The 26,583-nt window shown below is 71.8% G+C and carries 23 protein-coding genes and 2 pseudogenes; 16 read left to right on the forward strand and 9 right to left on the reverse strand.

Features of this window, described 5'->3' with window-relative positions; genetic code table 11:
- Positions 1–490: 490 nt before the first annotated feature.
- From ACFW9Z_RS08845 to ACFW9Z_RS08875, 7 genes and pseudogenes are all read left to right on the forward strand, one after another.
- Positions 491–916: an ATP-binding protein gene (locus ACFW9Z_RS08845; RefSeq protein ID WP_384636492.1), complete on the forward strand. Its 426-nt coding sequence runs from the start codon at positions 491–493 to the stop codon at positions 914–916.
- 71 nt (positions 917–987) lie between these two features.
- Positions 988–1,233: pseudogene (locus ACFW9Z_RS08850) on the forward strand (hypothetical protein); the annotation flags it as partial.
- 319 nt (positions 1,234–1,552) lie between these two features.
- Entirely contained in the window at positions 1,553–2,788 is a 1,236-nt protein-coding gene (fxlM, locus tag ACFW9Z_RS08855) for a methyltransferase, FxLD system (protein ID WP_384636495.1), read from the forward strand.
- 55 nt (positions 2,789–2,843) lie between these two features.
- Complete coding sequence (locus ACFW9Z_RS08860) at positions 2,844–3,035, forward strand: FxLD family lanthipeptide (RefSeq protein ID WP_012380187.1); 192 nt, start codon at positions 2,844–2,846, stop codon at positions 3,033–3,035.
- A gap of 85 nt (positions 3,036–3,120) precedes the next feature.
- Positions 3,121–6,186: a lantibiotic dehydratase gene (locus ACFW9Z_RS08865; RefSeq protein WP_384636499.1), complete on the forward strand. Its 3,066-nt coding sequence runs from the start codon at positions 3,121–3,123 to the stop codon at positions 6,184–6,186.
- Entirely contained in the window at positions 6,183–7,415 is a 1,233-nt protein-coding gene (locus ACFW9Z_RS08870; protein WP_384636502.1) for a lanthionine synthetase C family protein, read from the forward strand. The genes ACFW9Z_RS08865 and ACFW9Z_RS08870 overlap by 4 nt, the downstream gene beginning before the upstream one ends.
- Complete coding sequence (locus ACFW9Z_RS08875) at positions 7,397–8,389, forward strand: thiopeptide-type bacteriocin biosynthesis protein (RefSeq protein WP_384636505.1); 993 nt, start codon at positions 7,397–7,399, stop codon at positions 8,387–8,389. Before ACFW9Z_RS08870 ends, ACFW9Z_RS08875 begins: the two co-directional genes overlap by 19 nt.
- Positions 8,390–8,452: 63 nt before the next feature.
- On the opposite strand, the gene ACFW9Z_RS08880 is transcribed toward ACFW9Z_RS08875, so the two are convergent.
- From ACFW9Z_RS08880 to ACFW9Z_RS08895, 4 genes are all read right to left on the reverse strand, one after another.
- Positions 8,453–9,790 carry a hypothetical protein gene (locus tag ACFW9Z_RS08880; RefSeq protein ID WP_384636508.1) on the reverse strand — a complete coding sequence of 446 codons (1,338 nt, stop codon included), beginning with the start codon at positions 9,788–9,790 and terminating at the stop codon, positions 8,453–8,455.
- A complete protein-coding gene (locus ACFW9Z_RS08885; protein ID WP_384636511.1) occupies positions 9,787–10,905 on the reverse strand; it encodes a hypothetical protein in 1,119 nt (372 codons plus the stop codon). The genes ACFW9Z_RS08880 and ACFW9Z_RS08885 overlap by 4 nt, the downstream gene beginning before the upstream one ends.
- Positions 10,906–10,981: 76 nt before the next feature.
- Positions 10,982–11,515 carry a chloramphenicol phosphotransferase CPT gene (cpt, locus tag ACFW9Z_RS08890; protein ID WP_384636514.1) on the reverse strand — a complete coding sequence of 178 codons (534 nt, stop codon included), beginning with the start codon at positions 11,513–11,515 and terminating at the stop codon, positions 10,982–10,984.
- Positions 11,516–11,557: 42 nt separating this feature from the next.
- Positions 11,558–14,461 (reverse strand): FAD-binding and (Fe-S)-binding domain-containing protein, encoded by a 2,904-nt coding sequence (locus ACFW9Z_RS08895; protein ID WP_384636517.1) that lies wholly within the window; start codon positions 14,459–14,461, stop codon positions 11,558–11,560.
- A gap of 312 nt (positions 14,462–14,773) precedes the next feature.
- On the opposite strand from ACFW9Z_RS08895, the gene ACFW9Z_RS08900 reads away from it, so the two are divergent.
- From ACFW9Z_RS08900 to ACFW9Z_RS08940, 9 genes and pseudogenes are all read left to right on the forward strand, one after another.
- The gene (locus ACFW9Z_RS08900; RefSeq protein ID WP_384636520.1) at positions 14,774–16,438 is read left to right on the forward strand and encodes an ATP-binding protein; all 1,665 of its coding nucleotides are present in this window, start codon (positions 14,774–14,776) and stop codon (positions 16,436–16,438) included.
- On the forward strand, positions 16,435–16,857 hold the full coding sequence (locus tag ACFW9Z_RS08905; protein WP_384636523.1) for a roadblock/LC7 domain-containing protein: 423 nt from the start codon (positions 16,435–16,437) through the stop codon (positions 16,855–16,857). The genes ACFW9Z_RS08900 and ACFW9Z_RS08905 overlap by 4 nt, the downstream gene beginning before the upstream one ends.
- A complete protein-coding gene (locus ACFW9Z_RS08910) occupies positions 16,854–17,225 on the forward strand; it encodes a DUF742 domain-containing protein (RefSeq protein ID WP_311596502.1) in 372 nt (123 codons plus the stop codon). Before ACFW9Z_RS08905 ends, ACFW9Z_RS08910 begins: the two co-directional genes overlap by 4 nt.
- Positions 17,206–17,850, forward strand: a complete 645-nt coding sequence (locus ACFW9Z_RS08915; RefSeq protein ID WP_384636527.1) for an ATP/GTP-binding protein — start codon at positions 17,206–17,208, stop codon at positions 17,848–17,850. The genes ACFW9Z_RS08910 and ACFW9Z_RS08915 overlap by 20 nt, the downstream gene beginning before the upstream one ends.
- Before the next feature lie 134 nt (positions 17,851–17,984).
- On the forward strand, positions 17,985–19,286 hold the full coding sequence (locus ACFW9Z_RS08920) for a cytochrome P450 (protein WP_384636827.1): 1,302 nt from the start codon (positions 17,985–17,987) through the stop codon (positions 19,284–19,286).
- Positions 19,283–20,512 (forward strand): cytochrome P450, encoded by a 1,230-nt coding sequence (locus ACFW9Z_RS08925; RefSeq protein ID WP_384636530.1) that lies wholly within the window; start codon positions 19,283–19,285, stop codon positions 20,510–20,512. Before ACFW9Z_RS08920 ends, ACFW9Z_RS08925 begins: the two co-directional genes overlap by 4 nt.
- Before the next feature lie 95 nt (positions 20,513–20,607).
- The gene (gene serC / locus ACFW9Z_RS08930; protein WP_384636533.1) at positions 20,608–21,726 is read left to right on the forward strand and encodes a phosphoserine transaminase; all 1,119 of its coding nucleotides are present in this window, start codon (positions 20,608–20,610) and stop codon (positions 21,724–21,726) included.
- Positions 21,727–21,819: 93 nt separating this feature from the next.
- Positions 21,820–22,431, forward strand: a complete 612-nt coding sequence (locus ACFW9Z_RS08935; protein WP_384636536.1) for a Uma2 family endonuclease — start codon at positions 21,820–21,822, stop codon at positions 22,429–22,431.
- Positions 22,432–22,518: 87 nt separating this feature from the next.
- Positions 22,519–22,671: pseudogene (locus tag ACFW9Z_RS08940) on the forward strand (DUF664 domain-containing protein); the annotation flags it as partial.
- A 14-nt stretch (positions 22,672–22,685) separates the two neighbouring features.
- Here the strand turns inward: ACFW9Z_RS08940 and ACFW9Z_RS08945 are convergent.
- The 5 genes from ACFW9Z_RS08945 to ACFW9Z_RS08965 form a co-directional block, all read right to left on the reverse strand.
- A complete protein-coding gene (locus tag ACFW9Z_RS08945; RefSeq protein WP_384636539.1) occupies positions 22,686–23,099 on the reverse strand; it encodes a DUF4259 domain-containing protein in 414 nt (137 codons plus the stop codon).
- 68 nt (positions 23,100–23,167) lie between these two features.
- Positions 23,168–23,830 (reverse strand): class I SAM-dependent methyltransferase, encoded by a 663-nt coding sequence (locus ACFW9Z_RS08950; protein ID WP_384636830.1) that lies wholly within the window; start codon positions 23,828–23,830, stop codon positions 23,168–23,170.
- Between the two features lie 112 nt (positions 23,831–23,942).
- The gene (locus ACFW9Z_RS08955; protein WP_384636542.1) at positions 23,943–24,485 is read right to left on the reverse strand and encodes a GNAT family N-acetyltransferase; all 543 of its coding nucleotides are present in this window, start codon (positions 24,483–24,485) and stop codon (positions 23,943–23,945) included.
- 70 nt (positions 24,486–24,555) lie between these two features.
- Complete coding sequence (locus tag ACFW9Z_RS08960) at positions 24,556–25,416, reverse strand: ABC transporter permease (RefSeq protein WP_384636546.1); 861 nt, start codon at positions 25,414–25,416, stop codon at positions 24,556–24,558.
- Positions 25,413–26,465, reverse strand: coding sequence for an ATP-binding cassette domain-containing protein (locus ACFW9Z_RS08965; RefSeq protein ID WP_384636549.1), 1,053 nt, complete (start codon positions 26,463–26,465; stop codon positions 25,413–25,415). Before ACFW9Z_RS08965 ends, ACFW9Z_RS08960 begins: the two co-directional genes overlap by 4 nt.
- Positions 26,466–26,583 lie beyond the last annotated feature (118 nt).

Consider the following 26,583-nt stretch of genomic DNA (forward strand, 5'->3'; position numbering starts at 1 on the left):
ATGTTGCATGGAGCTGGGTGCGCTGAACCCTAAGTCCGCCACGGGGCAGCCGAACACACGCTCAAGTGCGGCGCAAGTGCGTCCGATTGGGCGTCGGCTTGATCCGTTGAGCAGGTTGCGCACCGTCCGGGAGGAAAAATCGCCGGGCCGACCGGTGATCCCGTGCAGCGCGGCGTTCAGGCGCTCCGCCAACTCCTCCTGTGTCAGACCGAGTTGATCAAGTCGGGCCTGAAGAACGAGATTTCCTCCCATGCGCCGAACGTAGCTCCACCGTCACGCTGGTACCTAGAGCTCGGGTAAGGGAAACGCAAAGTCTTCCGGTTGGTGGACGTGCACGAATCCGGGACTCTTCCTGTTGCGCTGCGCTCGTCGCTCGTTGACTGGTCATCGGTCGCCAAGCCGAGTTCGGTGCGGCGGCACGGAGGAAAGCCCGGTCCTGCCTTGCTTGTCCGGACCGGGAACCCCAGCCGGAGGGAAAGACCTCGTGACCATGACCGTCGCTCAACCGAATGCGATCGACTCCCCGGGTTACGCCGCAGAAGTGCCCTGCGTACGTCAGTCCGTGAGCCTCGCCCGCGCTTTCGTCTCCCGGGTGCTGGCGGTCTGGGGCATGGACGACGACGTGACCGGCTGGGGAAAGACCATCGTCACCGAACTGCTGGCCAACGCCGTCGAGCACACCGAGACCCCGGTGTCGCGCATCCACATCGAGCGTCCGAGCAACGGTGCCGTCCGCATCGGAGTCTCCGACCGCTCGCACGACGTTCCCCACCTGAGGACGGCCGACCTGACAGCTGAGAGCGGCCGGGGTCTGAGTCTGGTCGCGGCGATGAGTTCCTGGTGGGGCTACGAAACGCACCCGTGGGGCAAGGTCACCTGGGCTGTGATCGAGACCTCGGTGGGGAGAGAGCGGTGAGCACCGCAGTGGCTCCGAAACCTCCAGCCCGGAAGTGGACGCCACCGCTCGACGCGGACGGTTTACGGCTCGTGCTGGAGCGGTTCCGGGCGTGGGAACCCCTCGACATCGAGGAGGTCTTCGACGACCTCGACGCGGCGATCGGCAGTCAGCCGCCACCTGTCGCAACGGCTGTCGCCCTGCTCGGCCGCCTCCGCAGACACCTGAAGCGGCTCAGCGACATCACGGTGGCTGACGACAGCTTCCCGCCCAGTGCCGAGATGACCCGCCTGGTCGAGCGAGGAGTTCCTCTGCTGGAGGAGCCCACTCCGGCTGGCTATCGGCAGGCCGTCGGACTCGCCCGCCGTCTCGCCTTCGTGACCGTTGACCTGATCGAAGCTGATCGAGGCCCGCTGCATCAAGGGGATCGAGTGACGCACGCCCCAACCCACCCGCGAACCACCCAGCGGGCTGGTCGACACGAACCGGCCCGCCGGGCAGCCCTCCGCGGGCGTGAGCCTCCCCCAACTTGCCGTCCAGCGCATGGCCCCGTCGATGCGCCGACGAGAACGGAGCACGTTCGCCCCCGGTTTGCCCGGCCCATCCGGCACACGATGCCGGCCTGCATCCCCCAACACGTACGACCGAAGGAAGTCCATGACGAACACGACCGTCGAGCCCGACGAAGCAACCCGTCTCCGGAACAAGGTGGTGGACGAACTGCGCGCGGGCGGCAGTATCTCCTCCCCGGAGATCGAAGCCGTGATGCGCAAGGTGCCCCGGCACGCGTTCATTCCCGACACCCCGCTGGACAAGGCGTACGACACGTACGCGGCGGTGATCACCAAGACGGACGAACACGGTGTGCAGCTCAGCTCCGTCTCCGCCCCGCAGATCCAGGCGATGATGCTGGAACAGGCCCAGGTGAAGCCCGGTATGCGCGTGTTGGAGATCGGTTCGGGCGGGCTGAACGCCGCCTACCTCGCCGAGCTCGTGGGTGAGGACGGCGAGGTCGTCACCGTGGACATCGACCCTGTCGTCACCGAACGGGCGCACCGGCTCCTGAACGAGCACGGCTACGACCGGGTGCGTGTCGTCACCGCCGACGCCGCCGAGCCCATTCCGGAGCTCGGCGAGGTCGACGTCGTCATGGTGACCGCTGGAGCCTGGGACATCGCCCCGGCGTGGACCGCGCAGCTCAAGCAGGGCGGTCGACTTGTGGTGCCGCTGCGGATGCGTGGCCTGACCCGGTCGGTCGCCTTCACGCAGATCACGGGCGAACACGGCCCGTACCTGGAGAGCGTGTCGGCGCTCATCTGCGGCTTCGTCCCGATGCAGGGCTCGACAGCCCACCGGGAAGAACTTCTTCTCGTCAACGGCACACCGGAGATCGGGCTGAAGTTCGACGACGGGCTACCGGCCGACCCACACCGACTGGACAACGCGGTCACGTTCCCGCGCCACGAGCTGTGGACAGGCGTCGTCATCGGCCTCTCGGAACTCATCGACACCCTCCAGATGGCCATGGCCATCAGCCTGCCCGGCTTCTGCACGATGGCCGTCGACGAGAACCTGGACACGGGCCTGGTCACCCCCGTGAACAAGCGGTTCGCCCTCGCCGCCGTCGAGGACGACACCTTCGCCTACCTCGTCACCCGCCGCACCGAGGACAACAAGCACATCGAGTACGGCGTGCACACCCTCGGCCCGAACGCGAAGCAGTTCGCCGACCAGGTCGCCGACGTGCTCCGTGACTGGGAGGCCAGTCGGCGCGGCGGCCCCAGCCCGGTCATCCGGGTCTATCCGGCCAACACCTCTGATGACCAGATCCCGGCCGACCGGGTCATCGACAAGGTGCACAGCCGGGTCTCGCTCTCCTGGCCCTCGGCGTAACGCGGGAAGCCAGGTTGTTCCACCCCATCCGGACACCAAGAGGAAAGGCACGAACATGACGAGCGCCACTCTGGCCCCTCCCGCCCCGCTGGCGGGCCTGGACGACGACTTCGCACCCCTGGACGTGAAGGTCGTCATCGCCGAGCACGCGTACGGCAAGCTCATGTGCTCCACGGGCGACGGCTGCGGCACCACCTGCGCGACCGGCGCCTCCGCCTGCGGCTCCTTCACGGAGGACCCGGCCTGATCCAGGCCGTTCCCTCCCGGTGGGCCGAGCGAAGTGCTCCGCCCGGCCCACCGGCCCCTCACCCGCCCCGTCAGACGGAGGGCCCATGGTTTCCCGAGCAGTCGCCGACCACCGATGGCAGGGTGCCGCCATGCTGCGCGCCACCACCAGCACCGGACCGGCAGACCTCCCCCGTACTCTCGACCTGGACAACGTGGCCGCCACTCGCGGGTGGCTGAACCGCGTCTGGGAATGCGATGGCTTCCGCGACGCGCTGGAGCTGGCCACCCCCGTCCTGTCCGACGCCATCGGGGCAGTCGTCCAAGGCCGACAGACCGATCCCCGTCATGTCCGCCGCACCGCGGTATCGACGGTCTCCTACCTCCTGCGGTGGCAGCACCGGCCGACCCCGCTGGGCCTGTTCGCCGGAACCGCTCCGGTGACGGTCGGCCCCAGGGCAAGCGCGCGGTGGGGCGACAAACACCGCGTGCTCATCCGGCCGGATTCCGAATGGGTCACCGACATGGTCCGTCGGCTTCAACGCACCCTCGCGTTACTGAAGCGGCTCCCGCTCGTCGCCAACAACGCCGCCCACACGCGGGGCGATCGGCTCGTGGCGCCGGGCCCGCCCTCCGACGGCCACGCCGTCCTGCTGGCCCCGGTCGAGATATCCGTCCGCAATGCCCGGCCGGTGGCCGCCGTCATGGACGCCGCCCGCTCGCCCATCCCCTACGGCGCCTTGTACGGCCACCTGCGCGACAGCTTCCCGCAGGCCACACCGGAGCAGATCGACGCGCTTCTCACCGTCCTGGTCGAGCAGCGGTTCCTCATCACCAGCCTGTGGGCACCCATGACCACCGTGGACCCCCTCCAGCACCTGTGCCACGAACTGGAACAGCACGACGCGGACAGCATCCCTGACGTGCGGGACCTGGTCCACGAGCTGTACGCACTACGCGACGAGGTATCCGCCCACCAGCCGACGCTCTCCGACATCAGCGTGAGCGCCCTCGCCACACGAATGCGCGCCCTCACCGCCGTCACGCCCACACCGTTGCTCATTGATACCGCCCTCGACTGCGAGACCCAGCTCCCGCAGGCCGTGATCGCGGAAGCGCAGGCAGCCGTGTCGGCCCTCTACCGGACCACCCCCCAGCCCTACGGCTATCAGCACTGGCGCGACTACCACCGCCGGTTCCGGGCCCAGTACGGCGTCGGCGCCCTGGTGCCGGTGATGAACCTGGTTGCCGACAGCGGCCTCGGGCTGCCCGCCGGATACATCGGCTCCGAACGCGGAGCCTCCCTGAAGGTGCGCACCGACCGCGACGAACTGCTGCTCGCGCTGATGCAGCAAGTCCTCCTCGACGGCCGCGACGAACTGCGGCTGACGGACGACATGGTCCATGCCCTGGAGAAGGCCGCCGGAACGGACGAGCGGCTGTTCGTGCCCCGAGTGGAGGCCGCCTTCGAGATCCACGCCCCCAGCACCCGGGCGCTGTCCAGCGGCACGTTCGAACTCCTGCTCACGGCGGCGCCCCGCCCCGGCAGCAGCATGGCCGGTCGGTTCGCCCACGTCCTGCCGCCCGAGCACCAAGACGCCCTCGCCACCAGCTATCGCGAAGCACCGGACCGCCTCACCGCGCAGCTCGTGTTCCCGCCGCGTCGGCACCGCAACGAGAACGTCACCCGCACATCGCGACTGCTGCCGCACGTCATCGAGCTGTCCGGCCACCAGGAGCGCGACGAGACGACGATCCGGCTCGCCGACATCGCCGTCACCGCCGACCCGCGCAGCTTCCATCTCGTCCAGCTCTCCACCGGCCGGCACATCGACGTGCGGGTCCTGCACGCCCTGGAAGGCGGAACCCAGACCCCACCACTGGCCCGGTTCCTGGCCGAGGTGGCCAACGGACGGTACGCCGCCTACAAGCCGTTCGACTTCGGCGCCGGTTCTCGGCTCCCGTACCTCCCCCGGGTCCGCTACCGCCGTACCATCCTCACGCAGGCCCGATGGCTGCTGATGGCGGCAGACCTGCCCGGCCGCAAAGCCCCGAGGCAGGAGTGGGCGGACGCCTTCGCCGCCTGGCGGGACCGGCAGCGGGTCCCGATGCAGGTCGCCGTCATCGAGTACGACCAGCGCCTCCCGCTCGACCTGTCCCACCCGGTCCACCTCCGGGTCCTGCGCGCCCACCTCGACAACGCCCGGCGCGTGGAGCTGCGCGAGGTACCGGACGCAGACGCCCACGGCTGGATCGGACGGGCACACGAGATCTGGCTCTCGCTGGGCCGTTCCGAGCCGGACACCCCGTACGTGCCCCGGCCGCACCCCACTACGTCGCCGGGCGCCGAGCGGCATCTGCCGGGCGGCGGCGACGCTCTTCACGCACAGCTCCACGCCCATCCGCGCCGCTACGACGAGATCCTGAGCCACCACCTCCCCCACCTGCTCGCCGCATTCGGGGAGGAGCCGCCGACTTGGTGGTTCACCCGCCACCGGGAGATGGCCCGGCCGGACGCCGACCAGCACCTCGACTTCACCCTGCTCCTGTCGCCGGACTCGTACGAAGTCGGCGCACGGCACGTCCGCGCGTGGGCCGACAGCCTGCACACGATGGGGCTCGCGTCCGGACTCGCCCTGGCCCCATACCAGCCGCAGACCGGACGCTTCGGCCACGGGCCGGCCATGGACGCCGCGCACCAGGTGTTCGCCGCGGACTCTGCCGCCGCCCTTGCACAGATCCAGCTCGCCGAGCACACCGATGCCTTCGCACCGCAAGCCCTCGCATCCGCCAGCGCCCTGCACCTCGTCACGCGCCTGGCACCGGACACTGTGGCGGCCGAAGAGTGGCTGGTGGGCAACCTCCCCCAAGGCACAGGACGGTTGGACCGAACCCTACGCAGCCAAGTGCTCGAACTCACCAGGCCGAACGGTGCCTCTGCGCTCGCGACCCTCCCCAGGGGCCCGCAGGTCACCGAAGCGTGGCGGGCCCGCGCCGCCTCCGTGGACGCCTACCGGACGGCCTTGGTCGGTGAGCGTGATCCGCTCGACGTCGCCCGGTCGCTGCTGCACCAACACCACGTCCGAGCTCTCGGCGTCGATCCGCGCACCGAGGAGACCACGATCCGACTCGTGCGTACAGCGGCCCTCCAGCACCGGATGACGGCCCGATGACCACACTGAAAACCACCGCCGAGACGATCTTGAAGCAGTACACCGCCGATCTGGCTGAACCGGCTCCCCCGCCCCCGGAGGAGCCCTGGGCGGTGCAGTCGCTCGCCGACGGCGCTGCCGGAATCAGTCTGCTGCACATCGAGATGGCCAGCCGGTACGACGGCTCCTGGCGTTCCGCCCACCGATGGATCACGAGTGCGGCCTCAGGACCCATCAGCGCGGCCGACCAGACGGGGCTGTTCCTCGGCGCCCCGGCCGTCGGCTTCGTCCTCGCCACCGTTCCTCCGGCCTACCAGCATCTGTACGCCTCGGCGCGCACGACCCTGCACCAGCACATCACCGACCTCGCCCACCGCCGCGTGGACGCCGCGCTCGCCCGCATCGGCAGGGGAGAACTGCCGACCTTCGCGGAGTACGACCTCTTCTACGGCCTCACGGGGATCGGCGCCTACCTCCTGCGCGCCGAGCCCGAGGGCCCAGCCCTGGAGAGAATCTTGCAGTACCTCGTCGCCCTGACCCGGCCGCTCACCGTTGACGGGCGCGGGCTGCCCGGCTGGTGGGTCCGCCATGACCCGGCGCGCGGCGAGTCGCCTCACTTCCCGGGCGGGCACAGCAACTTCGGGGCAGCCCACGGCATCACCGGCCCGCTCCTCCTCCTGGCCCAGGCCCTGCGGCGCGGCATCACCGTCCGTGGTCACCAGGACGCCATGTTCACCATCTGCGCCCACCTCGACGCCTGGTGCCAGCACGGCGATTCCGGCCCGTGGTGGCCGGAGCACATCTCCCGGCGCGACCACGACCGCGGCCAACCTCATCACGACGCCCCCGCCCGTCCGAGCTGGTGCTACGGCACAACGGGCATCGCACGGGCAGGGCAACTCGCGGGGATCGCCCTGCGCTCACCCACACTCCAGAACTTCTACGAGGACGCCCTGTACCGGGCCTTGTCCGATCCCGCGCAACTCGCCCTGGTCACAGACAGCGGCCTCTGCCACGGATGGGCAGGCATCTACCAGACCGCTCACCGCGCAGCCGTAGACGCGCTCGATCCGGGGCTGCACACCCTCGCGGAACGCCTTGGTGATGCCCTCATCACATCCGGCCAGCCCTGCTCCTCATCGGCTCCCGGCCTGATCAACGGCGCGGCCGGCACCGCACTCGCCCTCACCACATTCGCCTCGCAGCAGGCACCGAGCACTGGATGGGACGCATGTCTCTTGATCAACTGACTCAGCAACCCAAGCCGAGTCCGACGCAGCACGCCGTCCTCGCCGTCCTGGCCGGCCTGCCGCTCGCCGACGCGGCGCGGCAGTACCGGATGGACCCCGTGGTCCTCTCCGACGCAGTCGCGGTCTACGACCAGGCCGGCCGGGAAGCCCTGGTCCACCACGAGGCCACCACCGACTGGTGGCAGGCGTACCTCCACTTCACGGGCCGGTCCAACGCCGACAGCACCTTCGCCGCGCATGTCCTGCCCATCCTGCGCGAGGCGGACGCCGCCGACGCGATCGACGGCTGGTGGTACACCAGAAAGCACCCCTGCTGGCGGCTGCGTCTCCGGGTCCAGCCCGTGAGCGGTGCCAAGCTGACGGTCCGGGACGGCTTCGACCGCCTCGTCTCCGACGGACACCTTCAGCGCTGGTGGCCCGGCATCTACGAGCCGGAGACGACAGCGTTCGGCGGAAAGACCAGCATGACGGCCGCACACGCCCTGTTCGTCACCGACAGCCGAGAGATCCAGCAGCTGCGCCTGCGCGACGATCTCACCATCGGGCCCAGGGAGTTGTCCGTCCTGCTGTGCACCATCATGATGCGCGCCGCACGGTTGGAGTGGTACGAGCAGGGGGACGTCTGGGACCGCGTCATCACGACGGAGCACCGCTCGGCCGTCAGCGACGTGCCGCCGGAACGGCTCAACGCCCGAGCCCAGGAGATCCGCCCCCTGCTTCTCGCCGACATCGACGCACTGCTGCGTCCCGGAGGTCCGCTGGAGCCCATCGCCGAGTGGGCCGACGCCTTCCGCAGCACCGGCCACGCGCTCGCCTACGGCGTGCAGGACGGAACACTCGACCGCGGGCTGCGGCAGGTGCTCAGCTACCACGTGATCTTCCACTGGAACCGGCTCGGACTGTCCATGCGTGGGCAGAGCATCCTGGCCTGGGCAGCCCGAGCGGCAATTCTGCAGGGGGAGGAGCCCCAGTAGAGGCAGGGCAGGGCACGTGAAGATGCCGACTGGACGCCTACAGAGGAAGGCTCCCTCCGCCCCTCAGGGCAGCTTCAGCCGGATCGGGCCGCAGCCGATGCGTTCCGCCTCCGCCTCCACGTACGCGGGCAGCAGCGCCCGGACCAGGTTCGGCTCCTTGCCCTTGTCCTCGCCCTTGCTGATGACGGACTTCACCTCCTCGACCACGAAGGCCACGTCACCGCTCTGGCACTGCGCCATGTACACCCCGCGCATCACGTTGACCGAGCCCCACCCGGGGGTGCCGCCCTTCGGGCCGCGCAATGACGTGCCGTCGTGGGTCGCGTCCTCGGCGAACACCCGGGCCACACCCGGTTCCACGACGGTCGTCAGGCGCAGGTCGCCCGACGGGGAGTTGCGGGTGGCCTCGCAGGTACGGGCGGGGCCGCTGCCACCGCCCGCCCGTACGCGGTTCAGCGCGTCGCGGTAGGCGGCAGGCAGGCGGAGCCCCTTGATCCCGCAGAAGGCGTCCGGATCCGTGTCCTGCCAGCCGACGAGGTCGCCGAGCTTCTCCGGAGCGGGAGCCGTGTACGTACCGGAGCAGCCCAGCTCCCGCAGGACACCGTTGGTCACCGCCACCACCGCGTCGGAGAGGGCGGCCCGGTCCTTGGGGGCGCGCCGCGGGGCGATGTCGCCGTCGGTCACATCGCCCATGGCCAGGTCCACCACGGTCCGCGTCGACAGGATGTCCGGTTCTCCGGTGCAGCTCTCCGGCAGCGCCAGCCAGGCCCGGGACGGCGACACCATGCCGGGCAGCCCCTCTCCGAGCGGAACCATGTCCGACGCCAGGAACTCGCCGGGCCACACCCTGCTGTCCCTGGCCCCGTGCCGGGAGAGCGTGTGGACCTGGACGGTGAGCTGACGTGCGGCCCGCCCCTTCTCCCCGTCCTCGTAGCCGGTGATACGGCACTGCCCGTACGAGGCGACCCGGCTGTTGGGGTCGGTCCGGAGCCGCTGGGTCTCGGCGACGGTTTCGCGGTCGCCGAACACCCGCGTGACCAGGTCGCTGTCGAAGGTGTCCCAGCAGGGGTCGGGGGAGAGCAGCGGGAGGGTGTCCGTACGCCAGGCGACCGTACCGGCGCCGAGCAGTACGCCGACGAGCCCGGCCGCCGTGACGGCCTGGGCGACCCGGCTGCGGACCAGCCGCCGCAGGAGCAACGAGGCCCGCTCGCGCGGGGTGTACGCCACGGGGGCCGGAGGCCCTGCCGTCACCGGAGCACCTGTCGTCTCTGGAGCGCCCGTCGTCTCCAGAGCCCCTGCCGTCTCCGGAGCGCCCGTCGTCACCGGAGCACCTGTCGCCTCCCGAGCGCCCGTCGTCTCCCGCGCCTGAGCCCCGTCCCCGGCCTTGGTGTTGTCCGTCATCCTGCCGCCCCCTCAGTAGTTCCCTCGGTCTCTTCGGTCCCCTTCGCGGGCTCGCATCCGATGCGCTGGCCCACGGCTGCGGTGAAGGCCTCGAAGACGCGCCGGTCCTTCTTCCCTCCGGCGTCCCCGAGCCCGGTGCCGATGTGGGCGTAGAACACCGTGCTCCGCCCGTCGCAGGTGGTGCGTACGAGACCGTGTTCGGCGCCCTCGGGAAGTCCGGCGAACACCGCGGCCGTACGAGGCGATCCGGCCATCACGAACTGGGCCGCCGGCTCGTCCGGGGCGCCGCGCTTCGTCCAGACCACCGAGCAGGTCTGGAGCCGGTCGCCGACCACCCCCACCCGCACGTCGCTGTTCCGGCCGCCCTTCTCCAGCGGGAACTCCACCCCGGGGATACGGCAGATGGGGCGACCGGCCCCCGAACCCGTGCGCTCGGCCAGCCGCACCAGCGGCGAGGACATCCGCAGCGGCTTCTCCGGGGCGCAGCCCGCCTTCCGCATCCCGGTGTCCGCCGCGTCCAGCAGCATCGTGGAGACATCGGACTCGGAGCCGAGGGACAGCGACATCGCGACCTTGCCCAGATGGCCGTCGCCCCAGCCCTCCGCCCACAGGGTCACCGCCGACGGCCGGCCGTCCACATCGCACGCCTCGGGCAGGATCAGCATCCCCCGGTCGTCGGCGACGAGCCCGTCCAGCCCGTCCGGCAGGGGCGAGGCCGTACCGTTGAAGTAGCGGTCGATCCACGCGCGCCGCTCGCCCGGGGCCTCGGGCACCGGCCCGTAGCTGAGCGTCACCTTGTCCTCGAAGCGCGTCGGCTCCTCGGAGTGGCTGTCGGAAAGGGCGGACGTCACGGTGAGCGTGCAGGTCGCCGTCGCCCCGTCGGAGCCGGGTGTTCCCGATTCGGCGGAGGCCCGTCGGGCATCGGCGAGGGCGATCCCCTTCTCACCGAGGAAGCGCGGTCCGCTGTCCTGCTTCCAGGCGCCCCAGCAGTAGCTGTCCTTGAGGGGCCAGCTGTCCGTAGCCCAGAGTCCGACGCCGGATATGAGCACCGTCCCCGCCAGCGCCGCGCCGAGGACCGCCCACCTCCTCCGTCGTCGCCTGCCACCGTCTTCCACGTCATTCCCCCTTGCGAACCGCGACGACCACTGCAAACGCGTCGATGCTAGCCCGCACCCCGCCGAGCCCCGCCGCTCACCTCACGTGCTCGGCGATCGTCCGCGCGCAGACCAGCGACTCGGTACGGGTGGTGTCGACCTCCAGGTCGTAGACCACGCCCCGGTGGACGGTCTCCGCCTGGGCCGCGGCCATCCCCACGACCCGGTCGCCCCGGGCCACCTCCCGCCCCGCCGCGACCTCGCCCTCGCACCGGACGCCGACCCACAACACCCCCAGCCCGCCCAGCCGTTCGCTCCACCGTTGCCGGCCCGCCGCCCCGCTGAGGAACACCTCGTCGACGATGATCCGGGCGCCCGCGCGGGCCATCGCGGCGACCCCCTCGGTCCAGGCGTCCTCCAGCGCCCGGAACTCCGGCCCGATGCTCACCCCGCCGTCCGGGCCGAACGCGATCCCCGCGTCCGAGGCCCGGAGGGCGGCGGGCATCGCGTCGACCATCGTGTCGGTCCCCAACGCGAGCCAGGGGTCCGGCAGGACCGCCTGGAGACACCGGACGATCCCGGACTTGCCGGAGCTGGAACCACCGTTGAGGACGATCACTTGAGTCTTCACCCGCGTCACCGTACAAGCGCCCGAAAGCACGGGAAACGCATTTCAGCGGCCTCCGTCCAGCCCCTCCGCGATCACCTCTGCCAGATGCCGCGCCCGGCGCCCGGCGAGCTGGTCCAGTTGCGTACGGCAGGAGAAGCCGTCGGCGAGGAGTTCGGCGTCCGGCTCCGATTCCCGTACGGAGGGCAGCAGTTGCTCCTCCGCACACGCAACGGACACCTCCCAGTGCCCCTTCTCGAAGCCGAAGTTTCCGGCCAGTCCGCAGCAGCCGCCGCTCAGTTCACCGGTCAGCCCCATCCGCTCCCGCAGCCGCCGCTCCGCCGCGTCCCCGAGGACCGCGTGTTGGTGGCAGTGGGTCTGGCCGACGACCGGACGGTCCAGGCGGGGCGGGGTCCAGTCAGGGGCGTACTCCTCCAGGTACTGGGCGAACGTCCGTACGGAAGAGGCCAGTTCGGCGGCGCGCGGGTCGTCGGGGAGGAGTTCGGGCAGGTCGGTACGGAGGGTGGCGGCGCAGCTCGGTTCGAGGACGACGACCGGGTGGCCGGAGAGCGGGCCGACCCGGTCCAGGGTGCGGCGCATCACGCGGCGGGCCGCGTCGAGCTGGCCCGTCGATACGTACGTGAGCCCGCAGCACACCCCGCCCGGGGGCGGCGGCAGCACCGTACGCCCCGTCGCCTCCTCCAGGACCCGGACCGCCGCCCGCCCCACCTGCGGGGACAGGTACTCGGTGAAGGTGTCCGCCCAGAGGTGCACCACCTTGCCGGAGGAGAGGACGTGCGTCCCCGTGCCGTGGCGGCGGCGCAGCCAGCGGCTGTACGTCTCCGTCGCCAGCACCGGGATCGTCCGCTCGGGCGCGATCCCGGCCAGCCGTTTCGCGAGCGCGGCCAACGGGCCGAGCCGGGCGAGGGAGTTGAGGGGGCGGGCGAGGGGCCCGACCAGGCGCAGCCACTGCGGGAGGCGGCCCAGCGCGTAGTGGGCGGCGGGGCGGAGGCGGCCCCGGTAGTGGTGGTGCAGGAACTCCGCCTTGTACGTGGCCATGTCGACACCCACCGGGCAGTCGCTGCGGCACCCCTTGCAGGAGAGGCAGAGGTCGAGCGCGTCCCGTACCTCCGTACTCCGCCAGCCGTCCGTGATCACCTCCCCCGCCAGCATCTCGTGCAGCAGCCGGGCCCTCCCCCGGGTGGAGTGCGCCTCCTCGCCGGTCACCCGGAAGGACGGGCACATGACGGATGCGCCCGGAGCCTGTTCCGTACGGCACTTGGCGACGCCGACGCACCGCCGTACCGCGCCCGCGAAGTCGCCGCCGTCCTGCGGGTAGCCGAACTCCACGTCCACCGGGCGGCGGGGCAGCACCTCGAAGCGGAGGTGTGCGTCAAGGGGGGCCGGGCGGGCGAGGATGCCGGGGTTCAGGCCGCCGTCCGGGTCCCACAGGTCCTTGAACGCGCCGAAGAGGCTGACGAGTTCGTCCCCGTACATCCGGGGCAGCAGCTCCGCGCGCGCCTGGCCGTCGCCGTGCTCGCCGCTGAGGGAGCCGCCGTGCGCGACGACGAGGTCGGCCAGCTCCTCCGAGAAGCGGCGGAACCTCGACACGCCTGCCGGGGTGAGCAGGTCGAAGTCGATGCGGACGTGGATGCAGCCGTCGCCGAAGTGGCCGTACGGGGTTCCGCGCAGGCCGTGCCGGGCGAGCAGGGCCCGGAAGTCGCGGAGGTAGGGGCCGAGCCGGGCGGGCGGCACCGCGCAGTCCTCCCAGCCGGGCCAGGCCTCGCTGCCGTCGGGCATCCTCGTCGCGGTCCCGGCGGCGTCCTCGCGGATGCGCCACAGGGCCCGCTGCCCGGCCGGGTCGGTGACCACCGCCCCGTCCACCGCGTCGGCTCCGCGCAGGATGCGCTCGGCGTGCGCCTTCGCCTCGGCCGGGGTGGCGCCTCCCGTCTCGACGAAGAGCCAGGCGGCCCCGCGCGGCAGCCCGGCCGGTTCGCGTACGAGGTCGGCGGCCATGCCCTCGACGGTGAGCGGGCGGTACGGGAGGAGGCCGGGGGCGGCTTCGGCGGCCGCCGCCTCGTCGGCGTACCCGAGGACGGCCAGGGCGCGGGCGCGCGGGGCCTCGACCAGGCGGACGGTCGCCTCGGTGACCACGGCGAGGGTGCCTTCGCTGCCGCAGAACGCCCGTACGGGGTCGGGGCCGCCGGGGTGCTCGGGGAGCAGGGCGTCCAGCGCGTAGCCGGAGATGCGGCGCGGGAGGTCGGGGTAGCCGGTGCGGAGGAGGGCGAGGTGGGCGCGGATGAGTTCGCGTACGCCTTCGGGGCCGATGGTCCTCCCCGCGCGTACGCCTTCGGGGCCGATGGTCCTCCCTGTGCGTACGCCATGGGGTCCCGCACTCGCGCCCGCCCCCTGTTCCAGGCGCAGCGCCTCACCCCCGTACCGCACCACCGACAGCCCCCGCACGTTGTCCGCCGTCGTGCCCCAGGCCACCGAGTGCGCGCCACAGGAGTTGTTGCCGATCATGCCGCCGAGGGTGCAGCGGCTGTGCGTGGACGGGTCGGGGCCGAAGGTCAGGCCGTGCGGGGCGGCGGCGGCCCGCAGGTCGTCCAGGATCACGCCGGGCTGGACGGTGGCGGTGCGGGCGGCCGGGTCCAGGTCGACGATCGCGCGCAGATGGCGGGTGAGGTCGAGCACCAGACCGGTGCCGGTGGCCTGGCCCGCGATGGACGTGCCGCCGCCGCGCGGAACGACGGGGACCCCGTACTCCTGGCAGACCGTCAGCGCCGCCGCGATGTCGTCGGCGTCGCGCGGGGCGAGGACCCCGAGCGGGACGCGGCGGTAGTTGGAGGCGTCCATCGTCATCAGGGACCGGGCGGTGGCCCCGAAATCGCTCTCGCCGCGCACGGCGGAACGGAGGGCCGCGACGAAAGCGGGGGACGGCCCGGTATGCGGGCGATGCTGTTCGGCCATGGCTTCAGGATGCCGCCGAACCAGATGAACTCTTGGGATGCGGCCGGATGAAAGCCCACAAGGTGCACAAAAAAGCCCACAAGAACTTCCCAAACAGAACGTCAATTCTCCTATAGTGACCAAGACTTGAGCAGGAACTGTCGGCTCCAGTTGTAACGAACACCCATTCCCGTGATGAACTGTCCGGATTCGACCTGTCGTTCCTTCTCCTGTTCCGCCCTGTTGTTCCGTTTGATCTGCTTGCTCCGTTTGATCCGTTGCTCCGCTTGTTCCGTCCCGCCGTCCCGCACCGTCCGCCACCGAGGACTCCGATTGCGCCCCTCACACCGGCCCACCGCACTCGCCCTGCTGATATCGGCAGCCGTCACCGGCACGCTGACTCTGTGGGCCGTGGCCGCGGCCCCCGATTCGGTACGGACCCCGCTGGCCTGGGGCGCGGGAGCGGCCGCCGTGCTGCTGAGCGTCTGCGTGGCCGTCACCGTCCACACCCTGGGGACCGCGCGTACGCTGCGCGCCCTGCGGGCCGCCGACAGCCAGCGGTTCACCTCCGAGACCTCGCGCCTGGTCTCCGCCTCCGCCGCCGAGGCCCAGCGCTTCACCGCGGAGACCGCCCGGACCAAGGCCGCCGCCTCCGCCGAGACCGCCCGGGTCGCCGCCGAGGCCCGCGCCGAGAACGAGCGGATCGTGGCGGAGGCCGCCGACCAGCAGTCGCGCCTCAACCTCTCCATCGAGCGGCTCACCGCACGCGCCACCCGCGCCGAGACCGAGCGCTCCGCCGCCGTCGCGGCCTGCGCCAACGCGGCCGGGCGGATGCAGGCCCTGGCCACCAGCATGCTGGCCGACCTGCGGGAGATGGAGCACCGGCACACGGACGAGTCCGTGCTCGGGGACCTGCTCCACCTGGACCACCGCACCGCCCAGGCGGGGCGGCTCGCGGACTCCATCGCCGTACTGACCGGGGCGCGTTCCGGGCGGCGGTGGGCGAAGCCGATCGTCATGGAGTCGATCCTGCGCGGCGCGATGGGCCGCATCGGCAGCTACCAGCGCGTCCGCCTCCACTCCACCAGCGATGTCGCCATCGCCGGGCACGCGGCCGAGGGCGTCATGCACGCGCTCGCCGAGCTCCTCGACAACGCGGCCAACTTCTCGCCGCCCACCGCCGAGGTGCATGTGTACGTGGAGGAGGTCCCGGCGGGCATCGTCATCACCGTCGAGGACAGCGGGCTGGTCATGAGCGAGGTGCAGCTGCGCCGCGCCGAGCGGGCCGTCTCCGCCGATCACCAGGACCTGACCAACCTCTCCGGCACCCGGCTCGGTCTGGCCGTCGTCGGCCGGCTGGCCCGTAAACACGGCCTGACCGTCTCCTTCCGGCCCTCCGCGCGGGGCGGTACCGGTGCGCTGATGATGCTCCCGCAGGACCTCATCTCCCGTACGACCGCCCCGGCCCCGGGCCCGGCCTCCGCCCTGCCGACCGCCGCACCCCTGCCGGCCGCCTCCGGCCTCCCGGACACGGCTGCCCTCCCGACCGCTGCCACCCTCCCGGACACGGCCGCGACCCCCGCCGCCCCGGCCTCCTCCTCCGCCGCCCCCGTCGAGCCGGAGCCGTCCCACGCCTCCGCCGAAGGCGCGGACGCGGACACGGACCCGTCCGGCACCGTCCCCACGGCCCGGACCGCCCCCGCCCCGGCCCCGGCCCCGGCCCCCGAAGACGCCTCCGCCCCGGCCACCCCGGCGGCGGAGTCGGAGTCGGAATCCACCGGCACCGTGCCCGCGTTCGGCGAGAGCGGCCTGCCCAAGCGCCGCCGCGGCCGGACCCTGGCCGCCGCCGAAGCCCGTACCGGCCACGCCACCCCCGGCGGAGCCGACACCCCCCGGGCCCGTACCACCACCGACCCGAAGGTCCAGGCCGCGCGCTTCAGCACCTTCAGCCGGGCGGTACGTGCCAACTCCCCGCACCCGGAAGGCAACACCCGATGACCGCGACCACCGACGAGAAGCTCAACTGGCTGCTGGAGGGGCTGCTCGACCGCACCCCCGGTACCCGCCACGCCCTCGTCCTGTCCCGCGACGGCCTCAAGCTGTGCCGCACCCCCGAGCTCTCCGTCGACCAGGCCGACCAGCTGGCCGCGATCTCCGCCGGGATCCAGAGCCTCTCGCACGGCGCGTCCATCGAGTTCGGTGACGGCACCGGCGGCGTACGGTCCGCGATGGCCGAGTTCTACGGCGGCGTGCTGTTCATCGTCGAGGCGGGCGCGGGCGCCCACCTCGCCGTCGTCGCCGACGAGGACTCCGACGTGGGCCTCGTCGGCCACAACATGAGCGAGCTCGTCGAGCAGCTCGGCGAACACCTGGTCGCCCCGCCGCGCTCGCCCGCGGCCGAGAGCGCGGCCGTATGACGACGGCGCCCCGCCCCCGGCCGGGCCGCGACGACGACCCGGACCGGCTGTACACCCTCACCGGGGGCCGCAGCCGTTCCGACTCGGCCGCCTTCGACCTGGTGACCCTGGTCGTCGCCGAGTGCGACCCGTCCCCCGGCATGCAGTCGGAGCACGTCGCGATCCTGCGGATGTGCCAGGGCCCGACCGCCGTCGTCGAGATCGCCGCGAGCCTGAACCTGCCGGTCAGCATCGTCCGCATCATGCTGTGCGACCTGCTGGACACCGGCCGGATCAGCGCCCGCCACCCCCGTACCGCCCGTGTCGCGGACCGGCTCCCCGACCCCGACATCCTGGAACAGGTGCTCGTTGGACTCCGCAACCTCTGACCGCGCCGCCCTGAGCGACACCGCCGACAACGGACTCAAGATCGTTGTCGTCGGCGGCTTCGGCGTCGGCAAGACCACCATGGTCCGATCCGTGAGCGAGATCCGCCCGCTCAACACGGAGGAGACGATGACCCGCGCGGGCGAGGCCGTCGACCACCTCGACGGCGTACGGGCCAAGACGTCCACCACCGTGGCGTTCGACTTCGGCCGCATCACGCTCGACGAACGCTCGGTGCTGTACCTCTTCGGCGCGCCCGGACAGGAGCGGTTCTGGTTCCTGTGGGACCGGCTGTTCTCCGGCACGCTCGGCGCGGTCGTCCTCGTCGACACCCGCCGACTCGCCGACTCCTGGTACGCCATCGACCGCCTGGAGCACCACGGCACGCCGTTCATCGTGGCGTGCAACGACTTCGGCGGCCCGCTCCACAGCGAGCAGCAGATCCGCGAGGCCCTGGACCTCTCGGAGGACGTACCGCTGGTGGAGTGCGACGCCCGCGACCGGTCCTCCAGCAAGTACGTGCTCATCACGCTCGTCGAGCACCTCGCCGCGCTCTCCGCCGCCCGTCTGCGCGCCCCCGAGGCGGCGCTGGCGGCGGCCGGCCCGACCCCGGAGCCCGCCCCGTGACCACCACCTCCGGCCCCTCCGGAACCACTGGAACCACCGGCCTCTCTGGAACCACCGGCACCGTCGGCCTCTCCGGAACCACCGGCACTTCCGGCGCCACCGGCCTCTCCGGAACCACCGGCACTTCCGGCACCATCGGCCCCTCCGGCACCACCGGACCGACCGGGCCGACCGGAACCACCACCTCCGGCTGCCCCGTCACCCACGGCTCCGTCCCCCTCTCCGGCCCCCGCTTCCAGAGCGACCCCGTCCAGCTCTACCGGGACATGCGGCGCGACCACGGCGCCGTCGCCCCGGTCGTCCTGGACGGGGACGTGCCCGCCTGGCTCGTCCTCGGCTACCGCGAGCTGCACCAGGTCACCGGCGACCCGGTCCTCTTCAGCCGGGACTCCGAGCTGTGGAACCAGTGGGACCGCATCCCGGACGACTGGCCGCTGCTGCCGATGATCGGGCGCAGGCAGCCCTCGATCCTCTACACGGTCGGCGAGCGCCACAGCGTCCGCGCGATGATGATCAGCAACGCGCTGGAGGGCGTCGACCCGTTCTCCCTGAAGCGGTACGCGGAGGAGTTCGCGGACGAGTTGATCGACCGGTTCTGCACCAAGGGCTCGGTCGACATCATCGCGGAGTACGCCAAGCTGCTCCCCGCCCTCGTCCTGGCCAGGATCTACGGCTTCTCCGACGCGGAGGCGTACCCCCTGGTCGGCGCGATCAACGACATGATCGACGGCCGGGAGCGGGCGCTCGCCGGACAGCAGCACCTGGCCACCTCGATGTTCCGGCTGCTGGCCGACAAGCACGCCGCGCCCGGTGACGACGTGGCCAGCCGGATGATCGAGGACGCGGGCGGCTTCACCGACGAGGAGGTCGCCCAGGACCTCATGGTGATGATGGCGGCCGGTCACCAGCCGACCGCCGACTGGATGGGCAACTCGCTGCGCCTGATGCTCACCGACGACCGGTTCGCCGCCTCGCTCTCGGGCGGCCGGCACAGCGTCGCGGAGGCCATGAACGAGGTCCTCTGGGAGGACACCCCGACGCAGAACGTGGCGGGCCGCTGGGCCTCCCGGGACACCCACCTCGGCGGCCGCCACGTCCGCGCCGGGGATCTGCTGCTGCTCGGCCTGGCCGCCGCCAACGGGGACCCGCAGGTACGGACCCACGGCTCGGCGCTGACCGGCGGCAACAACGCCTTCCTCTCCTTCGGCCACGGCGAGCACCGCTGCCCGTTCCCGGCCCAGGAGACCGCCGAGGTCATCGCCCGTACCGGTATCGAGGTCCTGCTCGACCGGCTGCCGGACGTGGACCTCGCCGTCCCCGCCGCACAGCTCACCCGCCGCCCGTCGCCATGGCTTCGCGGCCTCACCGACCTGCCGGTGCTCTTCACTCCCACCCCCGCCCTCGGCAGACCCGGAAGCTTCGGAGGCTCCGCATGACCCGCATCGCGCTCGACCCGTTCGTCACCGACCTGGACGCCGAGAGCGCCGCGCTGCGGGCCGCCGGGCCGCTGGCGGAGGTGGAGCTGCCGGGCGGTGTACACGTGTACGCGGTCACCCGCCACGCGGAGGCCCGCGCGCTGCTCACCGACAGCCGGGTGGTCAAGGACATCAACGTGTGGGGCGCCTGGCAGCGCGGCGAGATACCGATGGACTGGCCGCTGATCGGCCTGGCCAACCCGGGCCGCTCGATGCTGACGGTCGACGGGGCCGACCACCGCCGTCTCCGTACGCTGGTGGCGCAGGCGCTCACCGTGCGCCGGGTGGAGCGGCTGCGGGCGGGCATCGAGGCGCTGACGAACGCGAGCCTGGAGAAGCTGGCCGCGCTCCCGGCCGGGCAGCCGGTCGACCTCAAGGCGGAGTTCGCGTACCCCCTCCCCATGAACGTGATCAGCGAGCTGATGGGCGTGGACGCGGCGGACCACCCGCGCCTCAAGGAGCTGTTCGAGAAGTTCTTCTCGACGCAGACCCCGCCGGAGGAGGTCCCGCAGATGATGGCGGACCTCGGAGCCCTCTTCACGAAGATCGTCGACTCCAAACGGGCGAACCCGGGCGACGACCTGACCAGCGCCCTGATCGCGGCCTCCGAGGACGGTGACCACCTCACCGACGAGGAGATCGTCAACACGCTGCAACTCATCATCGCCGCCGGACATGAGACCACCATCAGCCTGATCGTCAACGTGGTCGAGGCGCTCCAGACCCACCCCGAGCAGCGCAAGAAGGTCCTCGACGGGGAGATCCCGTGGGAGGGCGTGATCGAGGAGACGCTGCGCTGGAACACCCCCACCTCGCACGTCCTGATCCGGTTCGCCACGGAGGACATCGAGGTCGGCGACAAGGTCCTGCCCAAGGGCGAGGGCCTGATCATCTCGTTCGGCGCGCTGGGCCGGGACGAGGAGCAGTACGGGCCGACGGCGGGCGAGTTCGACGCCACCCGCACCCCGAACCGCCACATCGCCTTCGGCCACGGCCCGCACGTCTGCCCGGGTGCGGCGCTGTCCCGCCTGGAGGCGGGGATCGCCCTGCCCGCCCTCTACGAGCGGTTCCCGGAGCTGGACCTGGCGGTCCCGGCCGCCGAGCTGCGCAACAAGCCGATCGTGACGCAGAACGACCTGTACGAGCTGCCGGTGGAGCTGGGCTGCCCGTTCGGCCACGACGCGTAACCCCCCTTCCGTACGGGGTCCACGGGCCGGAGCGCACGTCTCATCGAACGGACACGGTTACGGAGCCGCGCCGCCGAGGGACTACGCTCCGTCCCGTGGCCGACATCCAGATTCCCGCTGACATCAAGCCCGCAGACGGACGCTTCGGCGCCGGTCCTTCCAAGGTGCGGACGGAGGCGCTCGACGCGCTGGCCGCCACCGGCACCTCTCTCCTCGGTACGTCCCACCGCCAGGCCCCGGTCAAGAACCTGGTCGGCGAGGTACGGGACGGCGTGCGCGCCCTCTTCTCCCTCCCCGAGGGTTACGAGGTCATCCTCGGCAACGGCGGCTCCACCGCCTTCTGGGACATCGCGACGCACGGTCTGATCGAGACGAAGTCCCAGCACCTGAACTTCGGTGAGTTCTCCTCCAAGTTCGCCAAGGCCGCCAAGCTCGCGCCCTGGCTGTCCGACCCCACCGTCATCGCCTCCGACCCGGGCACCCACCCGGACCCGCGGGCCGAGGCGGGCGTGGACGTCTACGCCTTCACCCACAACGAGACCTCGACGGGTGTCGCGGCCCCGGTCAAGCGCGTCGCGGGCGCCGACGAGGGCGCGCTCGTCCTGGTGGACGCCACCTCCGGCGCGGGCGGCCTGCCGGTCGACATCACCGAGTCCGACGTCTACTACTTCGCCCCGCAGAAGTCCTTCGCCTCCGACGGCGGCCTGTGGATCGGCGTCTTCTCCCCGGCCGCCCTGGAGCGCGCGGCCCGCGTCCACGCCTCGGGCCGGCACATCCCGGAGTTCTTCTCGCTGCCGACGGCGATCGACAACTCGCTGAAGAACCAGACGTACAACACCCCGGCGCTGTCCACCCTCTTCCTGCTGAACGAGCAGCTGAAGTGGATGAACACCCAGGGTGGCCTGGACTTCACGACGGGCCGCACGGCCGCGTCCTCGGGCCACCTCTACGCCTGGGCCGACGAGTCCAAGTACGCGACCCCGTTCGTCACGGACCCGGCGAAGCGCTCGCAGGTCATCGGCACGATCGACTTCGCGGACGAGATCGACGCGGCGGCCGTCGCCAAGGTGCTGCGCGCCAACGGCATCGTGGACACCGAGCCGTACCGCAAGCTGGGCCGCAACCAGCTGCGCGTGGCGATGTTCCCGGCGATCGACCCGGCGGACGTGCAGGCGCTGACGGCGTGCATCGACTACGTGATCGAGAAGCTGTAGCAGTCGGCTTCTTCCGCTGTACGGAGACGGCCCGGCACCCGGTGTGGTGTGCCGGGCCGTCTTCAGCACCAAGCCCTCCGCAGGAGACCCGCAATGTCCCCAGCAGCAGTAGAGCCCCTGTGTGGCGATGAGCCGGAACCGCTGCTCGAAACGGCGAATCGGCTCATGGACCGGCTTCCCGGGTATCGCGTCGAGATCATCGACAGCATGATCACCGTGGCACCGCTCCGGGACGGACCCCATGCCGAAGCGCTGACCACGGCCATGGTCCGCCTCTTTGCCGCCGGGCTCGACGACGGCGAGACCGCAGTCCTCCAGGGCATCGGCCTCTGGCTCCCCAGCGGCCCCGAGGACTACGCGATCCCCGACCTGTCGATCGTCGACGCCGACCTCGACGAACACCTGATCGGGAACAACTGCTACGACCCCGCCTGCTTCCGGCTGGTCCTGGAGGTCACGTCGGGGAACTACCGGAACGACCTGCGTCACAAGGTCACCGCCTACGCCCAGGCCGAAGTCCCCGTCTACGTCATCCTCAACCGCAAGCACGGCCGGGTCCACGTGCTGACCGAACCCCTTCCCGGCGGCTACGACCGCCACGAGGTGTACGCCCCCGGGCAGGAGGCCCCACTGCCTGCCTCCATCGGTGCCGAGGTCTCCCTCGACGTCGCCGAACTACTGCGCGCGGGCCGCACGAAACGCTGAGGACGGGACCGGGGGCGGGCCACCAGAGTGCGCCCATGAGTCCCCCCGTGCCCTCTGTGACCCGTGTCCCCCAAGTCCCGTACACCGGAGGCGACGGGCACCGCGTGGGACGGCCGGGTCATGTCGATGCGGTGGGTGCTCATCCACATGGTGGAGGACACGGTGCGGCACGCCGGGCACATGGACATCGTGCGGGAGCTGATCGACGGCGCGGTGGGCAGCTACCCGGGCGCCGGCTGACCCGAGCCCCGCCCTCACTCCCCCGGGGCCGCCGCCAGCACCGCGCGCAAGGCGGCTATCCCCGCCAGCCACTCCGCCTCCGCCCCGGCCTCGGCCCACAGGTCCAGCGGCTCCGCGTTCTTCGCGGTGAGGCGGTCCAGGGCGCGGACGGCCAGGGGGCGCAGGTCGGCGGGGAGCGGCGGGATCGGGTCCTTGGGGCCGTACGCGGTGGTGACGGGCTCACCGCCGGGGCACTGGGCGGCGACCAGCGCGGCGGCCGCCACCGCTTCCTCGCCCTCGTCCAGATAGTCCTGCGGGGCGGTGTCGGCGGCGGCCGTCAGGACCGCCCGGAGCACATCCGCCTTCTTCTCCGGCGCCGCGTCGTCCACCGCCCCGCCGAAGTCGGCGGCGGTGTCGTTGTCGAAGTGGCCGATGTCCCAGGCGCCCATGGCGTCCCCCTCAGTTCTTGTGCTCAGCGGTTCTTGTCTCAGCAGTTCTTGCGCTCAGCCCGCTGTGATCAATCCGCTGTACCGATGTCCCCATCCTCACAGCCACCACTGACAATCGGCCTGCGCGCCAGGACGAACCCCTGCGGCGTCCGCTCCGGGAACGGCCCGTCCGTCTCCCGCTCCCGCCACACCACGGACCGGACCTCCAGGCCCGCCGCCCGCAGCAGTTCGGCCACGCGCTCCGGCTGCCGGCGGTGGAAGACGAGCGAGACCTCCCGGCCCCACGCCTCCGTCAGGCGCAACGGCTCGTCGCCGACCTGGAAGCCGAGCTGTACGGGGGCTCCCGGGGCCAGCACGCGGCGGAACTCCGCGAAGACGCGCGGCAGTTCCTCGTCCGGTACGTGGATGGTCGAGTACCAGGCGAGGATCCCGCCCAGCGACGCGTCCGGCAGGCTGAGGCCGAGCATGGAGCCCTCCTCGAAGCGCAGCCCGGGGTGATCCTTCCGGGCCTCGGCCAGCATCTGCGGGGAAAGGTCAATGCCGAACACGTGGAGGCCGAGGCCGAGTCCGTGCAGATGGGCGGTGACCCGGCCCGTTCCGCAGCCGACGTCGGCCACCGGGAGCCCGCCGCCGTCCGCTGCCGCGAGTTCGGCAAAGGCGGCGAGGAGCGCGCGTTCCAGGGGTTTGGACGCGAGCTCGTCGCGGGTCCATTCCGCGTATCCGGCGGCCATGGTGTCGTACGAAGTCCGGGTGGTGCGCAGGAAGTCGGCGTCGGGTTCGGCGTCGGGTTCGGTGTCGGGTTCGGTGTCGAAGTCGGCGTCGGGTTCGGTCATGGACAAGAACCTACGGCAGGGTCCGAGGAACGCCCGGCGCGTGCGTGTCGGCGGTCCACCGCAGCTCCCCGTCCTCCTCCCGCCGCTCCCCGGTCGGTTCGAGGCCCGCCGCCACCGCGACCGCGGCCGACGCGGCGTGATCCGGGTGGATGTGGGCAACGAGCGTACGGATGCCCCCGGCCGCCACCAGGTGCGCCACAAGGCCCTTCGCCGCCTCGGCCGCGTAACCCCGGCCCTGCCACGGCACCCCGACCACCCAGGCGATCTCCGCGCTCGGGCCCCGTACGGTCGCCTGGATGTACCCGGCGAGGCGGCCGTCCGCGCGGAGCCGCAGCACCCAGTTCCACCACCGCTCCCCCGGGTCCGGCGAACCGGCGGCCTGGCGTTCGTACCGGGCCCGCAGCGCGTCCGGGTCCGGCGGGCCGCCCCCGGTGAACACGTACAGCGCCGGGTCCGCGAGTACGGCGGCCATCTCGTCGGCGTACGCCGGATCGAGGGGGAGCGCGTCGAGGCGAGCAGTGGTGAAGGGGCGGGGCCCGTCGGTCGTCGGCACGGTCCCCGACCCTACGCGCCCCGCCGCCACCCCCGCCCGCCCCTCAGCTACTCACCGGCTCAGCAGCTGCTCACCGGCTCAGCAGCCTGAACCGCCGCACCGCCAGCGGCAGGAAGACCAGCGTGATCACCACCGGCCACACCATGGCCATCAGCAGGGCGTTCTCCTCCACCCAGGTACCGCCGCCGGCAACCGGGTTGCCGAACAGTTCGCGGGTGGCCGTCGCGGTCGAGGAGACCGGGTTCCAGGCGGCGACCGTGCCCAGCCAGCCCGGCATCAGGGACGGGGCGACGAAGGCGCTGGAGACCATCGTGACGGGGAAGGCGACCACGTACAGCCCGCCCGCCGCCTCCGGGGTGGGGAGCAGCAGGCCGAGCCAGATGCCCACCCAGATCAGGCTGAACCGCAGCAGCAGGAGCAGCCCGAACGCCCCGAGGGCCGCCATCACCCCGCCGCCCGCGCGCCAGCCGATCAGCAGCGCGGTGGCGACCAGGATGGCCAGTTCGGCGGCGGCCACCACCAGGTCGGCGACTCCGCGCCCGGAGGCGAAGGCGGAGGGGGCCATCGGCATGGACCGGAACCGGTCGACCACCCCCCGACCGGCGTCGGTGGCGACGGCAATGGCGGTGTTCATGAACCCCATGGTCATGGTCATCGCGAACATGCCGGGCATCAGGAACTCCCGGCGGTAGTCGCCGCCTCCGGGCACCTCCATGGCGCTGCCGAAGATGTACCCGTACAGCAGGACGGAGAGGATCGGGAAGCCGAGCTGCCAGACGACGGCGGAGGGGTGGCGCTGGTAGTGGGTGAGGGTGCGGCGGGTGAGGTTCCAGCAGTCGGAGACGGCCCAGTAGGCGAGCCCGTGGTCCCGGCCCGCCCGGGGCGTCGCCGCGGGCTCCTGTGCCACAGGCTTCTGTTCGAGCGTGGTCATGCTGCCGCCGCCTCTCGTGCGTCGTGGTTCTCGGGGTCTTGGGCGGTGTCGCGCCCCGTCAGCCGCAGGAACACATCGTCCAGGCTCGGCCGGCGCAGCCCGATGTCCTCCACCGCGATCCCGTCGTCCTGGAGGCTCCGGGCCACCTCGGTCAGCGCGGCCACCCGGTCCGCGACCTGGGCGTGCACCCGGCGGCCGGTGGTGTCGGTGACGACGAGCCCGCCCCCGGCCACCCGGTCGACGGCCCGCGCGACCGCCGCCAGGTCGTCCTCGTCCGCGGCGACGACCTCGATCCGGTCGCCGCCGACGCGGTTCTTCAGCGCGTCCGGGGTGTCGTCGGCGATGGCCCGCCCCCGGTCGATGACGGTGATGTGCGAGGCGAGCCGGTCCGCCTCGTCCAGGTACTGCGTGGTGAGCAGCACCGTCGTACCGCCCGCGACCAGCGCCCGGACCGCGTCCCAGACCTCACCCCGGCCGCGCGGATCGAGCCCGGTCGTCGGCTCGTCCAGGAAGAGCACGTCGGGCGAGAGGATCATCGAGGAGGCGAGGTCGAGCCGGCGCCGCATGCCGCCGCTGTACTCCTTGGCGCCCTTGTCGGCCGCCTCGACCAGGTCGAACTGCTCCAGCAGCTCCCCGGCGCGCTGCCGGGCCCCTCGGTTGCCGAGGTGGAAGAGGCGCCCGAACATCTCCAGGTTCTGCCGCCCGGTGAGGCCTTCGTCGACGGCGGCGTACTGACCGGCGAGCCCGATCCTGCTCCGTACGCGGCGGGGTTCGCGCCCCACGTCGAGCCCGGCGACCTCGGCCCGGCCCCCGTCGTACCGCAGGAGGGTCGCGAGGACCCGTACGGCGGTGGTCTTCCCGGCCCCGTTCGGGCCGAGCAGGCCGTGGACGGTGCCGGGGCGGACGGCGAGGTCGAACCCGTCCAGCGCCCGCTTCTCCTCCCCGCCCTTCCCCCGCGCCCGGTACCGCTTGACGACCCCCTCGGCGAGCACCGCGTACCCGGACGCGGACCTCGCCCCGGTTTCGGACATGAACGTGGATGTGGGCATGGACATAGGCATGGCACAACCCCCTGCTTCTCCGGTCGACCCGAAAGCGAATTGAGTACACCGTACCTGATTATGAGTACGGTGTACTCCAATACGAGTACGCCGTACCCAAACGCTC

The organism is Streptomyces sp. NPDC059452, from assembly GCF_042750035.1.
Taxonomy (GTDB): Bacteria; Actinomycetota; Actinomycetes; order Streptomycetales; family Streptomycetaceae; genus Streptomyces.